Source organism: Halochromatium glycolicum (assembly GCF_016584085.1).
Classification (GTDB): Bacteria; Pseudomonadota; Gammaproteobacteria; order Chromatiales; family Chromatiaceae; genus Lamprobacter; species Lamprobacter glycolicus.
In genome coordinates this window covers 75933-99002 of record NZ_NRSJ01000011.1, presented here as the reverse complement: position 1 = coordinate 99002, position 23070 = coordinate 75933, and the positions used below count along the sequence as shown (strand labels likewise).

The 23070-nt window shown below is 65.9% G+C and carries 21 protein-coding genes; 8 read left to right on the top strand and 13 right to left on the bottom strand.

The annotated features are described in order from the left end of the window. Positions 1 to 68 precede the first annotated feature (68 nt). The 5 genes from CKO40_RS08330 to CKO40_RS08310 form a co-directional block, all read right to left on the bottom strand. Positions 69 to 1160 carry a choice-of-anchor A family protein gene (locus tag CKO40_RS08330; RefSeq protein WP_207173489.1) on the bottom strand — a complete coding sequence of 364 codons (1092 nt, stop codon included), beginning with the start codon at positions 1158 to 1160 and terminating at the stop codon, positions 69 to 71. Positions 1161 to 1414: 254 nt separating this feature from the next. Further along, positions 1415 to 1996 (bottom strand): nucleotidyltransferase family protein, encoded by a 582-nt coding sequence (locus tag CKO40_RS08325; RefSeq protein ID WP_338074148.1) that lies wholly within the window; start codon positions 1994 to 1996, stop codon positions 1415 to 1417. Positions 1997 to 1999: 3 nt separating this feature from the next. Next, entirely contained in the window at positions 2000 to 2986 is a 987-nt protein-coding gene (locus CKO40_RS08320; RefSeq protein ID WP_200345742.1) for an XdhC family protein, read from the bottom strand. Positions 2987 to 3263: 277 nt separating this feature from the next. Continuing rightward, on the bottom strand, positions 3264 to 5384 hold the full coding sequence (locus tag CKO40_RS08315) for a xanthine dehydrogenase family protein molybdopterin-binding subunit (RefSeq protein ID WP_200345741.1): 2121 nt from the start codon (positions 5382 to 5384) through the stop codon (positions 3264 to 3266). Beyond that, positions 5381 to 5854 (bottom strand): (2Fe-2S)-binding protein, encoded by a 474-nt coding sequence (locus tag CKO40_RS08310; protein WP_200345740.1) that lies wholly within the window; start codon positions 5852 to 5854, stop codon positions 5381 to 5383. Before CKO40_RS08310 ends, CKO40_RS08315 begins: the two co-directional genes overlap by 4 nt. A 403-nt stretch (positions 5855 to 6257) precedes the next feature. On the opposite strand from CKO40_RS08310, the gene CKO40_RS08305 reads away from it, so the two are divergent. Beyond that, positions 6258 to 7931, top strand: a complete 1674-nt coding sequence (locus tag CKO40_RS08305) for a GGDEF domain-containing protein (protein WP_200345739.1) — start codon at positions 6258 to 6260, stop codon at positions 7929 to 7931. A gap of 103 nt (positions 7932 to 8034) precedes the next feature. Here CKO40_RS08305 and CKO40_RS08300 read toward each other — a convergent pair whose 3' ends face one another. Next, complete coding sequence (locus tag CKO40_RS08300; RefSeq protein WP_200345738.1) at positions 8035 to 8436, bottom strand: bacteriohemerythrin; 402 nt, start codon at positions 8434 to 8436, stop codon at positions 8035 to 8037. 320 nt (positions 8437 to 8756) lie between these two features. Between CKO40_RS08300 and CKO40_RS08295 the strand changes: the two genes are divergently transcribed. The 3 genes from CKO40_RS08295 to CKO40_RS08285 are packed head-to-tail and all read left to right on the top strand — an operon-like array spanning position 8757 to position 13386. Beyond that, positions 8757 to 12737: a DUF3683 domain-containing protein gene (locus CKO40_RS08295; RefSeq protein WP_200345737.1), complete on the top strand. Its 3981-nt coding sequence runs from the start codon at positions 8757 to 8759 to the stop codon at positions 12735 to 12737. A gap of 9 nt (positions 12738 to 12746) precedes the next feature. Next, on the top strand, positions 12747 to 13013 hold the full coding sequence (locus CKO40_RS08290) for a helix-turn-helix domain-containing protein (protein WP_200345736.1): 267 nt from the start codon (positions 12747 to 12749) through the stop codon (positions 13011 to 13013). Positions 13014 to 13041: 28 nt separating this feature from the next. Beyond that, complete coding sequence (locus tag CKO40_RS08285; protein WP_200345735.1) at positions 13042 to 13386, top strand: DUF3127 domain-containing protein; 345 nt, start codon at positions 13042 to 13044, stop codon at positions 13384 to 13386. 307 nt (positions 13387 to 13693) lie between these two features. On the opposite strand, the gene CKO40_RS08280 is transcribed toward CKO40_RS08285, so the two are convergent. Then, positions 13694 to 14188 carry a hypothetical protein gene (locus tag CKO40_RS08280; RefSeq protein ID WP_200345734.1) on the bottom strand — a complete coding sequence of 165 codons (495 nt, stop codon included), beginning with the start codon at positions 14186 to 14188 and terminating at the stop codon, positions 13694 to 13696. A gap of 775 nt (positions 14189 to 14963) precedes the next feature. Between CKO40_RS08280 and CKO40_RS08275 the strand changes: the two genes are divergently transcribed. Beyond that, complete coding sequence (locus CKO40_RS08275) at positions 14964 to 16721, top strand: alpha-amylase family glycosyl hydrolase (protein ID WP_200345733.1); 1758 nt, start codon at positions 14964 to 14966, stop codon at positions 16719 to 16721. Between the two features lie 212 nt (positions 16722 to 16933). Here CKO40_RS08275 and CKO40_RS08270 read toward each other — a convergent pair whose 3' ends face one another. The 3 genes from CKO40_RS08270 to CKO40_RS08260 all read right to left on the bottom strand — a co-directional run bounded on the left by CKO40_RS08270 (position 16934) and on the right by CKO40_RS08260 (position 18135). Then, entirely contained in the window at positions 16934 to 17116 is a 183-nt protein-coding gene (locus tag CKO40_RS08270) for a hypothetical protein (RefSeq protein WP_200345732.1), read from the bottom strand. A gap of 218 nt (positions 17117 to 17334) precedes the next feature. Continuing rightward, the gene (locus CKO40_RS08265; RefSeq protein ID WP_200345731.1) at positions 17335 to 17790 is read right to left on the bottom strand and encodes a ligand-binding protein SH3; all 456 of its coding nucleotides are present in this window, start codon (positions 17788 to 17790) and stop codon (positions 17335 to 17337) included. Positions 17791 to 17946: 156 nt separating this feature from the next. Next, positions 17947 to 18135, bottom strand: a complete 189-nt coding sequence (locus tag CKO40_RS08260; RefSeq protein WP_200345730.1) for a CPXCG motif-containing cysteine-rich protein — start codon at positions 18133 to 18135, stop codon at positions 17947 to 17949. A 100-nt stretch (positions 18136 to 18235) separates the two neighbouring features. On the opposite strand from CKO40_RS08260, the gene CKO40_RS08255 reads away from it, so the two are divergent. The 3 genes from CKO40_RS08255 (at position 18236) to CKO40_RS08245 (ending at position 20707) form a co-directional block, all read left to right on the top strand. Next, entirely contained in the window at positions 18236 to 19054 is an 819-nt protein-coding gene (locus CKO40_RS08255; RefSeq protein WP_200345729.1) for an HAD-IIB family hydrolase, read from the top strand. Between the two features lie 329 nt (positions 19055 to 19383). Next, positions 19384 to 20346, top strand: a complete 963-nt coding sequence (locus CKO40_RS08250) for a permease (RefSeq protein ID WP_200345728.1) — start codon at positions 19384 to 19386, stop codon at positions 20344 to 20346. Positions 20347 to 20452: 106 nt separating this feature from the next. After that, entirely contained in the window at positions 20453 to 20707 is a 255-nt protein-coding gene (locus CKO40_RS08245) for a thioredoxin family protein (RefSeq protein ID WP_200345727.1), read from the top strand. Positions 20708 to 21022: 315 nt separating this feature from the next. Here CKO40_RS08245 and CKO40_RS08240 read toward each other — a convergent pair whose 3' ends face one another. The 3 genes from CKO40_RS08240 to CKO40_RS08230 form a co-directional block, all read right to left on the bottom strand. Then, positions 21023 to 21721 (bottom strand): hypothetical protein, encoded by a 699-nt coding sequence (locus CKO40_RS08240; RefSeq protein WP_200345726.1) that lies wholly within the window; start codon positions 21719 to 21721, stop codon positions 21023 to 21025. A 460-nt stretch (positions 21722 to 22181) separates the two neighbouring features. Then, positions 22182 to 22478: a DUF4411 family protein gene (locus CKO40_RS08235; protein WP_200345725.1), complete on the bottom strand. Its 297-nt coding sequence runs from the start codon at positions 22476 to 22478 to the stop codon at positions 22182 to 22184. Then, complete coding sequence (locus tag CKO40_RS08230; RefSeq protein ID WP_200345724.1) at positions 22475 to 23011, bottom strand: ImmA/IrrE family metallo-endopeptidase; 537 nt, start codon at positions 23009 to 23011, stop codon at positions 22475 to 22477. The genes CKO40_RS08235 and CKO40_RS08230 overlap by 4 nt, the downstream gene beginning before the upstream one ends. Positions 23012 to 23070 lie beyond the last annotated feature (59 nt).

The following is a 23070-nucleotide window of genomic DNA, read 5'->3' as shown; positions in this document are numbered from 1 at the left end:
CGAACTCAGCGCGCAGAGCGTGTTGGCCGGCGTTATTGCCACCACGATGGCTCTGTGACCGGGATGGCTCATCGAGCCCGAGCGTCTTTCCGAGGCCGCGATCGGCCAGCGAGCATGAGCAGCAGCAAACAGGCACCGACCAGCACGAGCTGGTCGACACTCGGCTCATCGATGGGCGTTGCGCTCGAGGCCGGAACGAACCCGCTGAACGCGTAGTCGTTAATCTGTCCGGCGTCCCAGTCCTGGTCTCCCGTTCCCGGTTGGCTCGCGGAGCCGGCATTGAAGCTGCCGACAATGAAGTTGCCGTCGATGTGCCCGTTGTAGAAGCGGGTCGCGGCGTGCGGAGCGAGGATGCTGCCTTTGATTCCGACGCTGTAGAGGTCGAGCGTCGTCGCCTCGACAAAGTTGAACAGGATGTTGTTGCTCAGAGCGCCGTCATGTCGGCTGTCAGGCGTGTTATCGGGGAACTGGCGATTGCCGCCGTCGAGCGCGGTATGAAAGAAGCCGGTATCAAAGAGCTCCACCTCCTCTCCAAAGACGTTGACCAGTGCCACAGAAGCGTCGGGAATATCGAAGGTGATACTCTTGTCTCCTTTGGAAAAAAGCTCGGCGGACACGGTAAAGATGTTGAGGTCGCCATCTCCACTGAACGTCAGGTTGCCCCATTCGGTCAGCGTCTCTCCAGTGCTCTCGAGGGCGCCCCAATCTACGGACCGGTTGATCAGATCGTTCGCGAGTGAACCGAAATCGATGATTGACTCCGCTTCCAAAAGCGACCCGTTCAGTGTGTGCGGATCATCATCGCTGTAGAAGCCGACGGTCTCATGGCCGTCCTGATCGGTACCGATCGTCGCGTTTCCACCAACGACCGCATTGCCGTGATGGATCCTCGAGTTGCTGATCTCGGCGTCGCCACCGACGATCAGGTCGTCGCGACCGCCGTCCGAGTCGTCGAGCAGCAAACCAACGGAGTAATCACTGATTTGAAGATCGCCCGCGACCGCGAGCCGACCTTCCACATCGGACCTGTAAGCCGCCATATCGCCGAGGATGAGCGCATTGAACTGCCCGGCGTCCCCGAGGGTGATCGGCATCGCCGACAAGGCCGGAGCTTGAAGAACAAGCACAGCAAGGACGGTGAGATAGCGTGTGGACGGCATCCTGAGCATTCGAGTCACACCATTAGGCGCTGTCGCAAGACCAGGCTTGCTGCGCGCCGCAGGGTCACATCTCCCGGGGCTTGTTCAGCAGGCATAGCCATGCTGTAAACCTAACCGTCAACCCGGCGGTTTTCTGAGAAATGCCTCGCAACCGGCGATCACGATCCCGCCGCCAACCGTTGCACGAGCGCTGGGGAGCCGCCCTCGCGCCGCGCGACCGAAGCGATGCATGCAGCACCGTCTCGCGGCAATGATCAGCGGGGAGGGCTCGGCTGCAGGTGCCGCGGGTCATCGACGTCGCGGATGACGCCAGGGTCGGTGCATGGGATCTCGACAACATGAACGGATCGCAGCAGATGGCGTGCACCGTTGTCGCCGTCGAGGCGTTGCAGGTCGCTACCAAACGGAGCGCTGAACCCGACTGGATGCCCATGCCGGCCGGTATAGCAAGGGCGCGCAACGGGTGCCCCCTCGGCTAGGGCCGCGGCCACCGCGGCGATGCTCTCCGGTCGCACCCAGGGCATGTCGCCGAGCGCGATCAGCCAGCCGTCGGCCTCCGCGCTCGCCGCCACCCCGCAGGCGATGCTGTGGCCCATCCCTCCCGCAGCGGCCGGACAGCAGATCACCTCCACCCCTTCCCTGGCCAAGCGTTGCGCAACCTCATCCGCCTCCCGCACCACCGCCAGCGTCCGTGGCAGCGCGGCGCTCAACGCCCGCGCGGCAGCAACGACCATCGGTGTGCCATCGGCGAGCGGATGCAACCGCTTGTCGCCACCGAAGCGCCGGCCCTTGCCGGCCGCGAGAAGTATGCCGACCGGCACGGAATAGCCGGACACCGCCTAGGCGTTTGACCCGACCGAGGCAATCGGCGAGCGCTGCGCGAGCGGCGAGCCATTGCGCACCGCGACCAGCTCGGCGATGGCCGAGACGGCGATCTCGGCCGGGGTGCGGCCGCCGATCGCCAGCCCGATCGGGCCGCGCAAGCGCGCCAAGCGCTCCTCGGAGACCCCGAGGGAGACCAGCCGCTCGCGCCGCTGGGCGTTACTCGCACGCGAGCCCAGGGCACCGACATAGCCGGTCTCGGCGTTGAGGGCCTCCAGCAGCGCCAGGTCGTCCAGGCGCAGGTCATGCGCCAGGCTCATCACCGCGCTGCGGGGATCGGTGGCATGCACCCGCACGGCATCGTCCGGCATCCGGGTCTCCAGCCGCACGCCGGGCAGTGTCCAGCCAGCCGGGTCCTCGATGCGTGGATCGCAGAGGATCACCTCGATATCCAGCGCCCGCGCCATCTCCGCCACCAGCCTCGCGATGGCGCCGTCGCCGATCAGCAGCAGCCGCCAGACCGGGCCGAAGACCCGCGTGACCGTCTCCGCATCCTGCTGCACCGCTGTGCTGTCGCGCGTCGCCGGCGTCAAGCGCACCGCGCCGCTCGCCAGCTCCACCCGGCGGGCGATGCGCTGGCGCTCGGCGAGCGCGGTCAGGATCGCCGCGAGCGGTTCCGGATCATCGAGCCGCTCAGCCAGCAGTTCCACCCGGCCGCCGCAGGGCAGGCCGAAGCGCCGCGCCTCATCGGCGGTGACGCCGTATTCCAAGATCTCGGGTCGGGGCAACAGCCCAGCCGCGCCGAGACGGCGCGCCAGCTCCGTCTCCAGGCAGCCGCCCGAAACCGAGCCGATGCTAGCCCCGTCCTCAGCCAAGGCCCAGAGCGAGCCGACCGGGCGCGGCGAGGAGCCCCAGGTGCGCAAGACCATCACCAGATGCACGCCGCGGCCGGCCTGCAGCCAGCCGACCGCGGCCTCCAGCACCGCCTGATCCGCCGGGGTCATGGCCTGAGCATCACGCGCAAGCGTTTACCGTGAAACAACGGCCGTACCCGCTTCATTCTCCGGGGTGGCGCACCGTCATAAGCGTTAGCCGGAATCGACAGCCGCAAACCCTCGATCCGCTGCTGCAAACCCACAATGCTTCCGATTGGCGCTCTGTGAGGCTCGTGACACTGAGCGAACGCGCTCGCCCTTCGCGGTGGCACCGCAGCCTCAATGCCAGCCGGCAACCATCGCTGCGGCAAACCCATCGCAGCAGCGCCTTCAGATCGACGGCGGATCATCCCAGCCGGATCGGCAGGCGCCGCACCGGCTCGCCGGTCAGCGCGAAGACCGCGTTGGCGACCGCCGGCGCGATCGGCGGCGTGCCCGGCTCGCCGACGCCGCCGGGGGAGGCATCCGACTCGAGGATACGGACCTCGACCTCGGGCATCTCGGCGATGCCGAGCAGCGGGTAGTCGTCGAAGTTGCCCTGCTGGACACGGCCGTTGCCGATCGTGATCTCGCCGTTGAGGGTGGCGTTGAGGCCGTAGGCGATCCCGCTCTCCATCTGCGCCTCAATGATCGCCGGATTGACGATCTGGCCGCAGTCGATCGCGCAGACGACGCGCTTGACCCGGACCCGATTCTCGTCCAGCTCGACCTCGGCGACCTGGGCGCAGTAGCTGCCGAACGACTTGGCGACCGCGATCCCGCGGGCGCGACCCGCCGGCAGCGGCTCGCCCCAACCGGCCTTTTTCGCCGCCAGCTCGAGCACGCCGCGATGGCGCGGCTGATCGGCGAGCAGTTCGAGGCGCAGCTCGTAGGGATCACGGCCGGCCGCGCGGGCAACCTCGTCGAAGAAGGCCTCGGTGACGAAGGCGTTCTGTGAGCTGCCGACCGAGCGCCAGTAGCCGACCGGGACCGGCGGGTTGACCATCGCGTAGGTCACGTCCAGGTTCGCGATCTCATAGGGCATATTCTCGGCCCCCTCCACCGAGGAGCCGTCCATCCCGCTCTCGCGCACCTGCTCGGAGTTGCGCGCGCGGATCGAGGGACCGGCGATGCGGTGGCGCCAGGCCAGCGGCTTGCCGTCGGCGTCGAGCGCCGCGGCCAGCCGGTTGTAGGTCGCCGGGCGGTAGTAATCGTGCTGGATATCGTCCTCGCGGCTCCAGATCACCTTGACCGGGCGCCCGGTCTGCTGGGCGAGGCTCACCGCATCGCGCACGAAATCCTGCTCCGAGCGCCGCCCGAAGCCGCCGCCGAGAAACAGCGTGTGCACCCGCACCTGCTCCTGCGGCAGCCCGGTGATCGCCATCGCCGTCTGCTGGGTGCGGGTCTGGGCCTGGGTGCCGACCCAGACATCGCAGCCGTCCTCGCCGACCTCGGCGACGCAGGTCATCGGCTCCATGCAGGCATGGGCCAGATAGGGCACCTCGTAGGTCGCCTCGAGGGTCTTGCCCGCCTGGCCCAGGGCCGCGGCCACATCGCCCTCGCTGCGGGCGCTGATGCCGGCGTCGACCGCCTGCTCGAACCGGCGGCGGATCTCGGCGCTGGAGAGCCCGCCGTTGCCGGCGAAGTCCCAATCGATGCGCAGCTTGTCGCGCGCCTGCTGCGCCGGCCACCAGCCCTCGGCGACCACCGCGACCGCATCATCGGCGAGCGGCAGCACATCGACCACGCCCTTGACCTGACGGGCGCTCTCGGCGTCGAAGCCCATGCGCGTGCCGCCGAACACCGGGCAGCGCTGGACCACCGCCGTGAGCATGTTCGGGCGCGTGACATCTTGCGCGAAGACCGCGCTGCCGTCGCACTTGGCCGGGGTATCGAGGCGCTTCTGCGGAGTGCCGAGCAGGCGGAATTCGCCCGGCTCCTTCAGGAACACCGCCGCCGGTACCGGCTGCTTGGCGGCATCGCCGGCCAGTTCACCATAGCCGAGCCGGCGCCCGCTCGCGGCATGGATCACTTCGCCGTTGCGGGCGCTGCAGGCGTTCTCGGCGACGCCCCAGCGCTGCGCCGCGGCGGCCAAGAGCATCATTCGCGCGGCGGCGCCGGCCTCGCGCACCGGGGTCCAGTAGCCGCGCACCGCGGTGCTGCCGCCGGTGAGCTGCTGGCCGATGATCGGGTTGGTGTAGGCCCTGTCTGCCGGCGCGAACTCGGCCTGGATGCGCAGCCAGTCGGCCTCGAGTTCTTCGGCGAGCAGCATCGGGATCGCGGTCATCACGCCCTGGCCCATCTCGGAACTGGCGACCACCGCGGTGATCCGACCATCGGGATCGATGCGTACCCAGGCATTGGGCGCGAACTCGTCGTCGGCGACTGGCGCGGTGCGGGCCTCGGCGGCCGAGAGCTGAAAGCCGAGCAAGAACCCGCCGCCGGCGAGCCCGCTCACCTGCAGGAAGCTGCGTCGGGTCATCTTCATGACTGGGTCTCCCCCTCGCTGGCGAGCTCGGCGGCGCGCTTGATCGCGGCGCGGATGCGGTTGTAGGTGCCACAGCGGCACAGGACGCCGCCCATGCCCTGGTCGATCTCGGCGTCGCTCGGCGTCGGATGCTCGCTGAGCAACGACGCCGCGGCCATGATCTGCCCAGACTGGCAGAACCCGCACTGGGGCACGTCGAGCTCGATCCAGGCCCGCTGCACCGGATGCTCGGCCTGCGCGGACAGGCCCTCGATGGTGACGATCGCGCGCCCGGCGACCGCCGAGACCGGGGTCGAGCAGGAGCGGGTGGCAACGCCATCGACATGCACGGTGCAGGCGCCGCACTGGGCGATCCCGCAGCTGAACTTGGTGCCGGTCAGCCCGAGCTGGTCGCGCAGTACCCACAGCAGCGGCGTCTGCGGATCGACGTCGACCTCGCGGGCCTCACCGTTGACGGTCAGTTTGAGCATTCAGGATCCCCTTTGCGTGACGCGCCCGAAGCCCTTCTGCAGCAGCCGAAATGCGGCTCGGGCCGGATGGTGGGACAAGGATTAGGCATCATCCGCCGGGTTGCAACCGCTGCAGCGGATTGTCGGAGCAAACACGCCGGTTCGGTAGCAAGGCCTCGGTGCTCGGAAGCCTTCGCGGTGCGAGCCTCAGCGTTGCAAGCCTTGCCGGGAAACGGCCGCCGCACGGATCGCATTCTCCGGGTCGGCGCACCGGCATCATCGCCGCGGCTTGAGAAAACGCACGCTTGAGAAAACGCACTCATCGAGGGCCGGAGGTTGTGCAGCCGTTCCAGGTCTTTGCAGCATTCGGCGGCTATGCTCACGGTTAGGCGTTGCGCTCGAGCGCGCCGGGAGGAATCCTGTCATGAAAGGGACGAGCCTGCCGCGGCGTCTGACAACCGCGGGCCAGCGGCGATGGCGCCGCACCGGACTGCGCGCCCGCTTGGCCCTGGCGCTGACCCTGGTCGCGCTGCTGCCGCTGCTGACCCTGTACTGGACGATACATGAGCGCATCGCCTCGAACGCGACGACCGCGGTGCGTGGGACGCTGGCCCTGATCGCCAACGCCCAGCAGCGCCGCATCAATACCGAGCTGCAACGCCTTCAGGACCTGACCAAGCTCGTCGCCAGCCGCACCCAGTTGCGTCTCAGCCTCAGGGCCTACCGCCAGGATGACGACCCTCGGCACCTCGCGCTGATGACTCGCATCCTTCAGGACGTGGTCGATTCGATGCCGCAGGTACGCGGGGTCTGGGTCCGTGATCTCCAGGGCAGCATGCTGATGCGGGTCACCCGCGGCCGAGCCGCAGCAACGGCCTTCGACAGCGCCGCGATCCCGGTCGACGAGCCGGCCCCGATCCTGTTCCGCCAGCTCGACACGCCCGACCCGCAACTCTGGTTGAGTGACCCGCTGATCCTCGACGAGGTCGCGATCGGCAGTATCCACCTGCTGGTGCGCCTGGACGGCATCGATGCCGTCCTGCAGGACTTTTCGAATCAGCAGACGGGTGGGCAAACCCTGCTCTTGGTCCGCGATCCGCGCACCGACGCCCTGTTCGCATTGAGCGGCCACACCGGGGGCTGGCAGCCCCATCGCGCTCATCCCTCCGCATTGAACAGCTTGCTCCAGCATCTCTACCCGCCTCCGGGACCCTGCACCGCGATCGCCAGCGCCCAGACCCAAGACTGGGCGCAAACCCTGCTCTACACCCAGCGCGCGGTCAGGCTCGACTGTTCGAGCCTGCTGGTCGCCATGAGCCTGGACAGGGTCACGCAGCGCATCCAGGCCGGCGTGCATCTCCTGCTGCTCATCACCACCACCCTATTCCTGCTCGCCCTGCTCACCGCCATCGCGCTCTCGAGCGCCATCGCCAAGCCGATCAGGACCCTGACGGCGGCGATGGAGCGCCTTGCCGACGGCGATTATCAGACGCGGATCAAGGAGCGCAGCTGGGGCGAACTCGCGCTCCTCAGCCGCGCCTTCAACAGCACGGCGAGCGCGCTGCAGCGCGAGCATCAGGCACGGCGGCGCTCGGAACAAGACCTGCGCAATCTGGCCAACACGGATGCGCTGACCGGCCTGAACAACCGGCGCCACTTCCTCGAGATCCTGACTCGGCAGCTCGAGCAACAGCGCCATCCCGACGAGCAGGGCGCCCTGCTCTATCTGGACCTCGACGGCTTCAAGCCGATCAACGACGAGTACGGTCATGCGGCCGGGGATGCGGTTCTGCGCATCGTTGCCGAGCGGCTGCGCAACACCACCCGGGATCAGGACCGGGTCGGTCGGCTCGGAGGCGACGAATTCGCGATCCTGCTCGACAGGATCGCTTCCAACGCCGAGCTCGAGCAGCTGCTCGAGCGCATCAGGCAGGCCTTGAGCCAGCCAATCCAGGTCCAGGGCCATACCATTCGGGTCGGCTGCAGCATCGGCGTCGCGCCGATCCGCCCAGAGGCGACACCCGCCAGCCTATTGCAGGAGGCCGATGCCGCGATGTACCGTATCAAGGTCAGCAGACGCGACCGACAGCGCGGCTGATGCCAAGCGCGGTCTCCTGGCGCCCGCGGTCATCCCGGCGCCGAACGCGCCTTGCCGCTCGGACCATTGCGCCCGAGCCGGCCGATTGCCGCCCGGAGCGAGGCTACATCGCTTCGGCGAGATAGCGACCCATCGCCATATCGGTGCCGTAGATATGGCCGGTCAGCCAATGCTCGAGGGACTCGATCTGTTGCGAGGAGAGCGAGGCGCCGGACTGCCTGAGTCCCTGCAGCAGCGCCCGACCACTCTCGATCAGTTCCGCATGCTCGGCGCGATGCGCCGGCAGATCGGGATAACAGTGCTGCTCCATCAGCCGTTCCTCGTGCTGGAAGTGCCAGTCGGTGCAGCTGATCAGTTCATCCAGGGTCGCCTCGATCCGGGCCTGCGGCTCGCCATCCTCGACCGCGTGACCGAGCCGATTGAAGAGCTCAAGCAAGCGGCGATGATCGGCATCGATCTCCGGCACGTCGACGCTCAGCGTCTTGTCCCAAATGAGGTCTTTCATGGCGAGGCCCCCAGCTTAGTCCACCGATATTGTGCGGCTCAAGCTTGGCGCGCGGCGGCTCGGGCGTCAATCGGCTCGGTCTGCGACAGCGCCGCTCCGGCGCCGCACCCGAGGCAACGTGCCAGCCCGGCTCGCCCGCGCGAAGCCACTGTAGCGGGCGCGCTCCGCTCGGGATGACGCGGCGCGCAACTGGCCGGAGACGTCCTTCGCCGGCGCGCCCAACCCGCCTCGTCACGCGGTTGTTCTAGCGGATGTCATCGTCGGCAGCCAGGCAGGCTGCGATAAGATCCTGTCCAACAGTAGCTGCATAACGGTCTTTCATGCTCGATCCAGCCCAGCCCACCCCTGACACGCCCCTTCCGTCCAACCGCGACCCGGCCCAGTCTGAGACCCAGTCCGAGGCCCAGCTCGAGGCCCAGTCCGAGACCGGGCTGGAAACAGGCGAGCTGGCGCCAGGCACGCACCGCCTGCGCGAGATCCCGTACAACTACACCTCGTTCTCGGATCGCGAGATCGTCATCCGCTTCCTCGGCGAGGCGAACTGGCGGCTGATCGAACGTCTGCGCGGCTCGCGCCGGACCGGGCGCTCGGCGCGGATGCTGTTCGAGGTGCTCGGCGACATGTGGGTGGTCACCCGCAACCCCTATCTGCAGGACGACCTGCTCGAGCAGCCCAAGCGCCGCCGGCTGCTGCTGCAGTCGCTGCAGCACCGGCTCGAACAGTTCGAGACGCGCCTGAACCAGAACGCCGAAGCGGCCGCATTGCTCGGCGCCGCGCGCGACGCGGTCGCCCGCTTCGATGCCCAGCTCGACGCCGACCGCGCGCTGCGCCAGCGCCTGCGCAAGCGCCTGAGCGGGATCACCCGCAGCGACAACATCGACTTCGGCGGGCTCGCCCGCGTCGCCCACGCGACCGACGCAACCGACTGGCGCGTCGAGATGCCGTTCGTCGTCATCGCCCCGGACACCGAGGAGGAGGTCGCCGCGGTCGTCGGCGCCTGCATCGACTGCGGGCTGTCACTGATCCCGCGCGGCGGCGGCACCGGCTACACCGGCTCGGCGGTGCCGCTGTCGCCGCGCTCGGCGGTGATCAACACCGAGAAGCTCGAGGCCCTGTCCGGCGTCGAGCGCATCGCGCTGCCCGAGGTCGACGGCGCGGTGCCGACCGTGCGCTGCGGCGCCGGCGTGGTCACGCGCCGGGTCTCGGAGCTGGCCGACGCCAACGGCCTGGCGTTCGCGGTCGACCCGACCTCGCAGGACGCCTCCTGCATCGGCGGCAACGTGGCGATGAACGCCGGCGGCAAGAAGGCGGTGCTCTGGGGCACCGCGATCGACAACCTCGCCTCCTGGCGCATGGTCACCCCGGATGCCGACTGGCTCGAGGTCGAGCGCGTCGGCCACAACCTCGGCAAATTGCAGGACACCGAGGTCGCGCGCTTTCGCATCACCCGTTTTACCCGAGACGGCACCATGCAGGTCGGCGAGCCCGAGCTGCTCGCGATCCCGACCGCGCAGATGCGCAAGCCCGGGCTCGGCAAGGACGTCACCGACAAGGCCCTCGGCGGGCTACCCGGGGTGCAGAAGGAGGGCTGCGACGGGCTCATCACCTCGGCGCGCTTCATCCTGCACCGGATGCCGGAGCAGGTGCGCACCGTCTGTCTCGAGTTCTTCGGCACCGATCTCAATCAGGCCGTCCCGGCGATCGTCGAGATCAAGGACTTCGTCGAGGCGCGCGACGACGTGCAGATCGCCGGCCTCGAGCACCTCGACGAGCGCTATGTGCGCGCGGTCGACTACTCGACCAAGGCCGCACGCCGCGAGCTGCCGAAGATGGTGCTGCTCGCCGACCTGGTCGCGGACGATGAGCACGCGGTCGATGCAGTGGCCCAGCAGGTGGTCGAGCTGGCGCAGGCACGCGACGGCGAGGGCTTCATCGCGATCAGCGCCGAGGCGCGCAAGCGCTTCTGGCTCGACCGCGCCCGCACCGCGGCGATCTCGCGCCACACCAACGCCTTCAAGATCAACGAGGATGTGGTCATCCCGCTGCCGCGCCTGGCCGAGTACAGCCGCGAGATCGAGCGCCTCAACATCGAGCAGTCGATCAAGAACAAGGATGCGATCATGGCGGCGGTGCTCGACTACCTGGCCGGGCCGCTGCGCGAGGCGCTGCCGCCGGGCGAGTACGCGTCCAGCGACGAGGCCCTGGCGATCCTCAAGGCCAAGTGCGACGCCGCGCGCGATGCGGTGCGCGTCGCCCGCCGGCGCTGGCAGCACATCCTGGCGCGGCTCGATGAGCCCGCCGCCGAGCACACCGCCTTGCTACGCGACCCGGAGCGCCAGCTCGTCCGCGATGGCGACAGCCTGCTCGACATGATGCTGCGGCGCGACCTGCGCCAGACCTATCGCAAGGAGGTCGGCAACCGGCTCGCCGAGATCTTCGGCGGCCATGAGCTGACCGGGGTGCGCGATCGCCTCGCCGAGATCCACCGCGAGGTGCGCAATGCGCGCCTGTTCGTCGCGCTGCACATGCACGCCGGCGACGGCAACATCCACACCAATATCCCGGTGCACTCGGCCAACTATGCGATGCTCAAGGAGGCCGATGTCCTGGTCGATCGGATCATGGCGATCGCCGAGCGCCTCGATGGCGTGATCTCGGGCGAGCACGGCATCGGGCTGACCAAGGTGCAATACCTCGCGCCCGAGAAGCTCGCTGCCTTCGCCGACTACAAGCAACGCGTCGATCCGCAGCAGCGTTTCAATCCCGGCAAGCTGATGCCCGGCTCCGGGCTCGACGGCGCCTATACCCCGTCGCTGCAATTGGTCGAGCAGGAGGCGATCATCCTCGAGGCGACCGAGCTCGGCGCGCTCAATGACGATGTGAAGAACTGTCTGCGCTGCGGCAAGTGCAAGCCCAAGTGCATGACCCATGTGCCGCGCGCCAACCTCGACTATTCGCCGCGCAACAAGATCCTCGGCACCGGCCTGATCATCGAGGCCTTCCTCTATGAGGAGCAGACCCGGCGCGGGCTCTCCGAGCGCCACTTCGACGAGATGAACGACGTGGCCGATCACTGCACGATCTGCCACAAGTGCCTGAACCCCTGCCCGGTCGACATCGACTATGGCGATGTGACCATGCGCATGCGCCGTATCCTGGTCGAGCGCGGCAAGAAGCGCTCGAGCCCCGGCGCCAAGGCGGCGATGGCCTTCCTAAACACCCAGAATCCGCAGGCGATCCGGGTGATGCGCAAGGGTCTGGCCGAATGGGGCTTCCAGGGGCTGAACCTCGCCAATGCCGCGGCCAAGGGGCTGCAACTGACCCAGCAGCCGAACCAGCGCCCCGGCAGCAGCACCGGCAACCCGAGCCCGGTCGGCCAGGCGGTGAATCTGGTCAGCCGCTCGCTCCGGGTCGAGCTGCCCAAGCGCACCTTCCGCCAGGTGCTCGGGCTCGAGGACCGCACCCGGGTGCCGATCCTGGCCGACCCGGCCAAGGTCGATGAGGACTCGGATGCGGTCTTCTACTTCCCCGGCTGCGGCTCCGAGCGGCTGTTCTCGGACATCGGCCTGGCGACCCTGGCGATGCTCTATGAGCAGGGCGCGCAGACCGTGCTGCCGCCGGGCTATCTCTGCTGCGGCTATCCGCAGCGCGCCGCCGGGCTCGAGGAATCCGGCCACCAGATCACCACCGAGAACCGGGTGCTCTTCCACCGCGTCGCCAACACGCTCAACTATCTGGACATCCGCACCGTGATCGTCTCCTGCGGCACCTGCATGGATCAGCTGCTCAAGTACGAGTTCGAACGCATCTTCCCCGGCTGCCGGCTCTTGGACATCCACGAGTACCTGATGGAGCAGGGCGTCAGCCTCGACGGGGTCAAGGGCCAGCAGTACCTCTACCACGACCCCTGCCATACGCCGATGAAGACCTATCAGCCGACCTCGGTGGCCGAAAAACTGATGGGTCAGCCGGTGCCGCTCTCGGACCGCTGCTGCGGCGAGGCCGGGACGCTGGGCACCGCTCGCCCGGACATCGCCAACCAGGTCCGTTTCCGCAAGCAGGAGGAGCTGACCAAGGGCATCCAGGCGCTCACCGGCAAGGAACGCGCCGAGAACGGTGAGGTCAAGCTGCTCACCGCCTGCCCGGCCTGTCAGCAGGGACTGGCCAAGTATGCCGACGACACCGGCCTCAAGACCGACTACATCGTCGTCGAGCTCGCCAAGCATCGCTTCGGTGAGGGCTGGCAGCAGCGCTTCCTCGAGCGCGTCAAGGAGGGGGGGATCGAGCGGGTGTTGCTCTAAGAGGGAGGTGTGGGCGCGGATAAGCGCCCGCACGCCGCGCGGCCCATGCCCGCCAATGCGCTGACACCCGAGGAAGAGCAGGCCATTCTCGCGGGCTGTCATCGGCCCGAATTCGCCAGCCTGGCGCCGGAGCAGATCGTCGCCCGGCTGCTCGACGAGGAGCAGTGCTACATCGCTTCGGTCTCGAGCTTCTATCGGGTGCTGCGCCGCCACGGGGAGCTGGCCCATCGCGGCCGCGCCAAGGGCAGCACTGTTACCATGGGTGTTATATCATAAGCATGCCCCTGCGGAGGTAACAGGCACGATGGAGATTACAGGCAAGATTACCCAAGTGCTGCCAGAGAAGAGCGGCACCTCGGCGCGCGGCCCTTGGCGAAAGCAGGAGTACATCCTCGAGACGGCGGGCGATTATCCGAAACAGGTCTGCTTCATGGTCTGGGGCGACCGCATCGATCAGTTCGCAATCAGGGAAGGACAGGAGCTGCGGGTCAGCTTCAATCTCGAGAGCCGCGAGTTCAACGGCCGTTGGTACACGGACGTCAAGGCCTGGCGCGTCGAGCCCGCCGATGAAGGCGGCCAGGCGGAGGCAAGTCCGGGGGCCATGAACCCAAACGAGCCGCCTCCGTTCGATGATGGCCCGCCGTTCTGAAACGGCCAGGCGAAAACCTGCTGCGCTGGGCGGCTGTGCTGGGGGCTGCTTTGGGCGGCTGCGTTGAGCGGGATCGCTCAGCCATGGGGCTGGACCAGCCCAACGATGTCCTGCCAACGATGTCCTGGAGGAGCCCAGCGACAGGCGGGCGCGATGAGTGAGGTAAAGCCATTCCGCCTGATCGCCGGACAGAAAGCGCCGGAACAGGCAGCACCGATGGGCTCATCCTGTCCGGAAACCAGTGCGAGTGACGATACCAATGCAGTCCAAAACCGACCGGCGGGGCGCCGCCTCGCCTTCGGCAGGCTCAATCCGCGGCCGCTGACCCCTCTTCCTCTTCGCCTTCCGGAATCAAACGCTGGGCGACCGATGCACCACGATAGAAGGTCGTCCGAAAGCTCCCGACCAATCGGTTGTCGCTCGCAACCCGCCACTTGATCGCCCCACGGCCAGCTCGCGCCCCGTTGCGTTCGAACACCCAGGCGATGACATACCCCTTGTCAAGGACCGTCTCGACCACCTGCAAAGTGGTCCGTTCCCGAGGCCCTGGCGGGCGACCGTTGACCGACAACGTCTCGCCCTGACCATTGACCGCAATCCCTTCGCCGGAGAGGCTGAGCCGATAGCGGAACGTCCAGCTCTTGTAGGGCCCCCACTGGACCAGGTGGGTCAACAGCCAGTCGCCCTCGAGATCGATCGCCGGAATCGACTCGATCCGGCTCTGGATCACCGCAACCGCGGCGAGGGCGAGAACGATGGCCGCCAAGGCCATCAGGAAAGCAGTAACCGGTCGGACCTTCATCGTTGTGATAGCCCCTCTGATCAACCGCCGCCGGCACCGGCACTTCCAGCATTGTCGTCCCTCAATGTGGACCGCCAGGCGGAGCGTTTACGCTGAAACCCTCTGTACGCGCCGGCCGCTCAATGGTCCTTCTAACGGGCCTGGAACCGAAGTCCGCGCTGTCAAGACGCCCTGAAGCGCCGCCCGCCGTCGCATCGAAACCCACCGATTCGTGCGGGCTGGAAGGCCGGACCGACGGCTGATATGGCTCTCAATTTGCCTGGTTTGAGGGACTACCGTAACGTCGGAACAGGGTTCTTCAGGCAGCCTCAGCGGGCATCGGGCAGCTGCCGGCAGGACCTCGGCACTTGCGTACATCATCGCAAGAGCGGCGTGTCGGTCGAGCCTCGAGCCCGTTTACGTTCGCATTAAACGGAGCCTGAAACAACCGGACAGCAGCATCGGTTAGCGGCACCTGGTTGATAGCCGTCAGGCAGGGTTCGCCGGTTTGTCGCGACGCTTCCTTGCATTGCGCCGAGCCTGTTCTTTAAGCTGCGCACAGCTTCACGCTTGAGTTCTCAGGCAGCTTGGCACAGGACGGGAGGCACCCGTCACCCCAACTCGGCTTGGTCTGATCTGAACCACCGAGCGGGCAGCCAATGCTGGCGGGTCCGGATGATCCGGCGCCACTCAGGCAAGCCCTTTCATTGTTTCCGGCAGGCCCTGAGCCTCGAGTCATCGCTGCGCTGACGCGGCAGATGCATTGTGCGCCGACCGTCAACGACACGAGTGATCTATGTCTCAAGAACAATTCATCCGCCAAGAACTTCCTCACGGGGTCATGCTGAACGCATACCCGGACAGCATCGGAGGAAAGCTCGCCGACATCGTCACCATGCTGAAGCGGCCTGAGTTCCAGGATGCCTTCTCGCTGTTCTATATCCTGCCGACCTTCTTCAACAGCGATCTCGATCGCGGCTTCTCGATCGTCGATTACGGCCTGAACGAAGAGCTCGTAACGCCGGATGACCTCGCCGAGCTGCACAAGCTCAACATCAACTTCAAGCTCGACCTCGTCCTGAACCATCTCTCGGTTCAGTCGCCGCAATTTCAGGACCTGATCGAGCGTGGCAACGAGTCGCAGTACAAGGACTTCTTCGTCGATTGGAACGAGTTCTGGCATGAACATGGCACCGAGGCGCCCGACGGGACGATCATCCCGACGGAGGAGTATCTCCAGAAGCTGTTCATGCGCAAACCGGGGCTGCCGATCCTGAAGGTCCGTTTTCCAGACGGCTCCGACCGACTGTACTGGAATACCTTCTATCAGGATGTCAGCTATCAGGAGATCACACCCGAAGAACTCGCCGAGATCGACGGGATCAGCCCGGATGATGCCTCCCAGATCGCTGCCGTGGTCAATCAGGCCATCGCAGCGAAGACCGACATCTCGAGCATGGAGCTCGACGGCTATACGCATCACCGAGACGCCATCCTCGCCTTGGTCGAGCGTAAGCGAAAGTACCTCGGACAGATGGACTTGAACGCCCGCTCCGAGAAGGTCTGGCACTTCTACGACGAAACCCTGCGCCGCCTGCGCGACTATGGCGCCAAGATCATCCGGCTCGACGCGTTCGCCTACCTGCACAAGGAACCGGGCCAGACCAACTTCTTCAATCGCCCGGGGACATGGGACTACCTGGAGCGCCTGAAGCGGCTCGCCGAGAAGAACGATCTGATCGTCTTCCCGGAGATCCATGCCGAATACGGCACCGGCCTGCATGAAGAGGTCGCGAGCAAGGGCTTCCCGATCTACGACTTCTTCTTCCCTGGTCTCGTCATCGATGCGCTCGAGCGCGGCACCAGTCAGGCCCTATTGCGCTGGATCGACGAGATCCAGGCCAAGGGTCTGCAGACGATCAATATGCTCGGATGCCATGACGGCATCCCGTTGCTCGACCTGCGCGGCAAGGCCTCCGGGGCCGGCAGCTTCCGGGAAGGACTGCTCGACGAGGAGCAGATCGAGGCAACGATGGCGCGCGTGACCGAGCGCGGCGGGCGTGTCAAGAATCTCTACGGCCCGGACGGTCGCAAGATCGCCTACTACCAGGTCAATGCCACCTTCTTCAGCGCATTGGGCGAGGACGAGCAAAAGCTCTTGATGGCGCGCGCGATCCAGCTCTTCATGCCGGGTATCCCGCAGGTCTGGTATCTGGACCTCTTCGCCGGCAAGAACGACTATGCTGCGGCCGATCGCGGCGGTGCCGCTGGACACAAGGAGATCAACCGCACCAATCTGTCGTTGGAGGATATCGAGGCCGGGCTCAAGCGGCTCGTAGTGCGTGACCAGCTGAAGCTCATCCAGCTACGCAACACCTCGCCTGCGTTCCGGGGTCACCTCGAGGTTCAGCCCACCGATCCACAGCATCTCCATCTGACCTGGCGGAATGGGCAGAGCCAGGCCACGCTGATGGCCGACCTGCGCAACAGCAGCTTCCGGATCGCCCTAAGCGACGCCTCTGGCCAGGAACAGTTGTTCACCTACGAGCGCTGACCATCCTGGGAACTGTCGACTTTCGGCGCATCGGCTGCCGATCACTCCGACCGCCGCCCCATCTCAGTAAAACAGCGACGGGGCGCGAGGACCAAGGCAGAAGGCATCGATACCGATCGGGCTTTCGAGCCATCACGGACAGCTAGCCGATCGTGTCGGATCGTGAATGATCCAGGTACTCGGCCTCATGCGATCGACGGAAGATGGGCCGCTCAACCCTTGGTCTCGTGGGCTTCGGCCTTCTGGACCTCGTCATCAGGGATCGAGCCCTCGGATTGCTTGCGCTGCTCGTCGTCCTCACGCCGAAGACGGTCTTGACGCTGATTCCACCAGAAATAGCCGAGCGCACCGAAGATCGCGGCAAACTCAAGGATCTTGAAGGTCTTCATGTCCATCCGCCGTTCCTCCGAGGGGTAGTGTAGCCATTCCGCCTGATCGCCAGACAGAAAGCGCCGGAACAGTCAGCACCGATGGGCTCAGCCTGTCCGGAAACCAGGGCGAGTGACTATAACCCGGGCCGATCAAGAGGTTGCTGAGCGACGTCATGACCGACGCGAAGGGATCGGCGAACGGTGCGCCGACCCCATTACCGTCGGTCCGAGAGGTTTCGGCGTCAGGCCGCTGCCGCGTAACGTTCCTTCATCTCGCGAGCCTCACGTGCTTGCTCCGGAGTATAGCCCTTGCCGGACCAGAGCATCTCGTAGGCGATCTCCTCGTTGCCGTTCTCGCACAACTCCAGCACCTGCTGGAACAAGGGCTGAAAGGTCTCGCTGCGATGCGAGGCCTCATGTTCCTCGAAGCTGTTCCAGAAGGTCACGATCAGCGCCTCGCGATCCTTGAGCCCGCTCTCGACGGCCTGGCCGATGGTCGAGCCCTCGTTCGAGATCTGGCCGCTATTCATCGCCACGAAGCCACCGACGAAGCCACTGTCGGAGTGATAGGTCTTGACGTTCTCGCACAGCATCGCGACCCGCTCCTGCAGATCGTCGACGCTGTACTCGGGCTTCAGGATCACGCGGTTGACGGTCACGGCACCATCGGTCGGAAAGCCAGGAATGAGATTGTTCATCATCAGCTCCTCTATATTAGAGTTTAACGATTTGCTTATGTTTTTTGACGTGGCACCGACGACTGAACCTTCCAACCGCCTAAAACCATTTTTATATCATGGTAACTTTTGAGCAAGGCTCGCCATTGTCATCATGACTGCAGCATCGGCCTTGCCTCAGTCATCATCGCGACAGGCGACCAACTGCACCAGATCACCCTGCATCCCGATCTCGGCTTGGAACTCGATCGGCCGACAACAGACCGGACAATCCTCGATGTAGCGGTGGCTACCGGCCGAGACGTCGACCTCGGCCGTGATCGTCTCGCCGCAATAAGGGCACTGCACCCATCTGTGCTCGAGCATCGATGACCTCCTGCGGTGATTTGACTGCCCCCGACCGATCTGTCGAAATGGCCCGCAACAGCGCTACGACGCGCCATGCAACGACAACGGAGACCCCGCAATGCGAGTACTTGCGACCGATCTCGACCGGACCCTGCTGCCGAACGGGAGCTGGCCCGCCGATCCGAATGCAATCGAGCTGTTCAACGCGCTGACCGAGCGCCAGGGGATCTTCGTGGTCTATGTGACCGGCCGCAACCTGCGCCTGGCCGAGGCGGCGATCCGCGAGTTCGGCATCCGCCATCCGAATGTGCTGATCGGCGATGTCGGCACCTCGATCCGGCGCTTCGAGGACGGCCAATGGGCGATGGATCAGGCCTGGATCGAGCATGTCAAGCAGGTCTGCCCGCGCTGGGATGCCAACGCGGTGCGCGAGGCCGTCGCCGACATCGACGGCCTGCGCGAGCAGGAGGCCGAGCATCTGAGCCCGTTCAAGCAGAGCTACTACGTCGACCATGCCAACCAGGACGCGGTCATGGAGCAAGTGACCGCGCGCACGCAAGACCAGTTCGACGAGGTGGCGATCTACAGCTTCGACTCCCAAAGCGGTGACGGGCTGCTCGACTTCCTGCCCAAGGCCGCGACCAAGCAGACCGCGCTCGAATTCCTCGCCGAAGAGCTCGGCGTGCCCAAGCAGGAGGTCGTCTTCTGCGGCGACAGCGGCAACGACATCTTCCCGCTCACCGCCGGCTTCTCCGGGGTGCTGGTGCGCAATGCCGACGAGCAGCTGGTCGCCAAGGTCAAGGAGGCGCAGACGCAGAATCCGGGCCTGCGCGCCTATTTCGCTCAGGGCGGCTTCAAGGGGCTGAACGGCTACTACACCGGCGGGGTGCTCGAGGGCGCGCACCACTATGGCATCCTGAGCGACGACGCCGGCTGAGCCTCGCGGCGCAGCGGCTCGGTCCTCACTTATCGTTCCGCCGGGACCAATCCTAACGGAGGAGCCGCCTATTCCCAGTATCTGGCGGCTTCTTGGTGTCCGGACCACATCAGTCGGGACGATAAGTCCACAGTGGCCGAGCGCTCGCCGCCTAGCCGCTGACCGAGCAGGGTCCTGCCCCCTCGGGCTGATCACCCTCGGGGCCGATCGACCCGGCTTGCACATGCACAAGATCGAATATAAGAAATCGAATATCTGTTTGCCTTGGGTTCAAAGATCGCGGAAGCCCTGCCACCCGGTACGCCGCCGCAACTGACCGTGGAGCCCCCTTGTCTGATCCCTTTGCCTGGCTCGGCGACCTCGTCGCCTACTCGCTACTCGGCCTGAGCCCGAATTCCGCCGCAGGCTCGGCGCTGCAGTTCTTCGTCATGGATGTGACCAAGATCTTCGCGCTCTTGGTCATCATCATCTATCTCATGGGGCTGCTGCGCGCGCTGGTCTCGCCCGAGCGCGTGCGCGAATTCGTGCGCGGCCGGCCGGATTGGCAGGCGCGCGGCATGGCCGTGGGCCTAGGGGCGGTGACGCCGTTCTGCTCCTGCTCTTCGGTGCCGCTGTTCATCGGCTTCGTTGAGGCCGGCATCCCGCTCGGCGTGACCTTCTCGTTCCTGATCGCCTCACCGATGATCAACGAGGTCGCGGCGGTGCTGCTGATCGGCATCCTCGGCTGGAAGCTGGCGTTGCTCTATCTCGCCGCCGGGCTGAGCGTCGCCTGGCTCGGCGGCATCGTCATGCAGCGCTTCAAGCCCGAGCGCTGGGTCGAGGACTACGTCTGGCGGATCCAGATGGGCGCGGTTGCCGCTCAGCGCCCGGATACCAGCCTGCGAGGCCGGCATCGCTTCGCCGTGGCCGAGGTCCGTGAGATCCTGCGCCGGATCTGGAAGTGGGTGTTGATCGGCATCGGCGTCGGCGCCCTCTTCCATGGCTTCGTGCCGACGCAATGGGTGGTCGACAACCTCGGCGATGGCCAATGGCTCGCGGTGCCGGGCGCGGTGCTGGTCGGCATCCCGCTGTACTCCAACGCGACCGGCGTGATCCCGGTTGCCGAGGCGATGCTCGGCAAGGGTGTGGCGGTCGGCACCGTGCTGGCGCTGATGATGAGCATCGCCGCGCTGTCGGTCCCGGAGATGCTGATCCTGCGCAAGGTCATCCGCTGGCCCGCGCTGGCGCTGTTCGCCACCGTGCTTGGGGTGTCCTTCGTGCTGGTCGGTTGGACCTTCAATCTGATGACCTGAACAGAAGTTTGAAGGGCGAAGGGTGAAGTTTGAAACGCCCTTCACCCTTCACCGACCCTTCAAACTTCACCCTTCGAACTTCAAACTTCAAACTGGTGGCTCCGTCATGAAACAGATCAAGGTCCTGGGCACCGGCTGCCGCAATTGCGAGATCACCGCCAAGATCATCAGCCAGGCGGCGGCCGAGGCCGGTGTCGAGATCGAGCTCGAGAAGGTCACCGATATCGCCGCGATCATGGGCTATGGGGTGATGTCCACGCCCGGCGTCGTGGTCGATGGCGTCGTCGTGCACTCCGGCGGCGTGCCGGGGCCGGATCAGGCGCGTGCCTGGGTCCGTGAGGGCGCCGACAGCGCCGGCTGATCAGCCACTCCGTATGCGTCGCTCTGGAGATGGCGATCGGTTGCACATCTCTTTGCGAACGCGCGTTGAGCAGGATCATCGTCAGATCGCGCCTCGAGAGCCGCGGCACTCCCTCGCCGCCGTGATCACCTTCCTGGCGATCGGGCCTCGACCAATGGTGGATGTCTTCTTCGACGCTGTTCTTTTTGCCATAGGCGGATCCGCTTTCTACGTTGTTGGCCCGAATCGCTGCGGGCTGGAAGATGCGCGCGGCGCAGCAATGCCGGAGAGCCGGCAGCCGAAGGATTCTCACGAGCCCGGGGCAACGCTCAGGTGTCAATGCGGCCGCTCGAAGGCGCCGCGGCTGGCAGGGCTGCTCAGGGTGCGGCTGTAAAAGGCCTCGAAGTGTCTCTCTACGTCCTGCCCAGAAAACCGAAAGATGCGATCGACCAGTGTGTCGATGACCTCGGGCGGTGTCATCGCAGGATCGTCGGCCTCATTCAGGGCCTCGCGAAGACCTTCCCGGCCCAGGCGATGTGCGATCCCGGTCAGTGCCCAGGACGCATCCGCACGAAGAGACTGCGGACCATCGAGCGTCACCGCCAACAACGGGAGAACCGCTCGGCGGTCACCGCTACGGGACAAGAATCCGTAGCGCTCGTAGAACACCCGCTGGCCAAGCAAGAGGTCCAACAAAGCGTCCGCAGCGCGCGCGTCCGCGAAGTCGATCAAGCCCCAAAGCGGGCCGACCCAGTGTGTGGTCGAGTCGGAGTGCGTACGCTCGAAGAAGGTCCATAGTCGGTCAGCAGCCGAGCGCGCATCGAGCAGGCCCAGCGCAACGCAGGCCAAGCTGCGTCCGTAGTCGTCGAACGCGTCCCAGCCATCGATGAGTGCGTCGGCGCCGGCGTCGCCGCACCACCGCAGCGCGCTGATGAAACGCTCCTGAATGCCGGTGAATGCCGGTGCGCGCCTGCCGCTGCGAGCGCATCCAGTCGCTGTGCAGCCGAGCGACGATTTCGGGAGCAGCGCTTGCACCCCGGACCGTCACCCGCTTGAGCCAGGCATACTCAGCCAAGCCGCCTGCGATCGGTGCGAGATCCAGTACGGCGCTTAAGTCCGCGGCCTGCTCGATGCGTCGGATCTTGCCGGCGTCACGCTGCACCAGAGACGGCTGAACAGCCATCGTTGTCGCGTGCAACTGCTCTTGGGCGCTGAAGTCCAGGTGTAAGCTTCGCCACAGCGTCTGCGCGCTCGGTAGAGGAGCCATTTCGCGCGGCGTCGGTTGTTTCCTCGTCGAGGCCTGCGCCTGACGGCGCGCCTGTTGCCTTTTGCGGCGGCGCTTTTCTTCGCGATTCTTCGACATATTCAGGTATACGGATGCCCGTGTCTTGAGGAAACGCCGATCGGCCGTCGTTTCCCGCGTGGACCATTGGTTAAGGCGCGCTGTGGGCACCGAACGGCTGTCGATGCCACCCTTAGGGTGCGTCCATACACCCTAGACCATCTGTCGGCGCGCTCGCGGTGCCCCCCTGCCCATGCACGCCCTCAGGACGCTCACCGATGCTTGCTGAAAAAGACTGTCCGGTGCGGTGTGCTTGACCCATTGGGCAAGGGCATCACCGCCCTGGAGCTCGCCCCGCACTCGATCGATGCTGAGCAGGCGTGCTCCGGCATGATGATGGTCCAGGCAAGCCCAGAACCCGGGGCACAAGTCGAAGCCGTAGTAGCGTCGGTGCGCCTCGATGAAGACATTGGCATCGAGCACGAAAGCTTTGGTGGCGCCGACTGTCATCGCAGGTCAACGCCCACCGACTTTGCGAATTTCTCGAATGTAGTGCCCCGCAGCCCAGTCAGCCGGTAGGCATCCCGGTAGAGCAGCCGGCCTTCCTTGGTGGCGCGCACCACCGCAGCGCCAAAGCGTGCTCCAAGCCGCACGTTCTGGGTATTCCAGAAATCGCCACCGTCGGATTTGCTTGATTTGTTGCGGCGTTCATCGGCCTCGTAGGCGCGGTGGAACTGGAGGTACTCGTTACGGGAGATGAGCGCAAGATCCTGCGCCCGCCGCGCCGCCACGATGGGGCTCACCTTGAAGTGCCGGGCGAGGAACTGATAGGGCTCCGCACTGCCCTGTGCCTGTGGCCACACGGACCGCAGCAGCTTCGCCGGCACGAGCAGCTCCGCCTGCCGGTAGCGAAGTTGCCCGGTGCGCTCCCAGGTCTCGACGCGATCCGTTGCGACCTTGAGCTTGTCGGCCAACAGCCCTGCACTGAGCCCGGCGCGTTGCCTGGCCCAGGCCAGCACCTGCGGATTCAGCTCCAGATTCATGGGTGCAATGCTAAACCCCGACACGGTCCCAAGCTATGCGCTGCGCCGCGCAGAGGCGG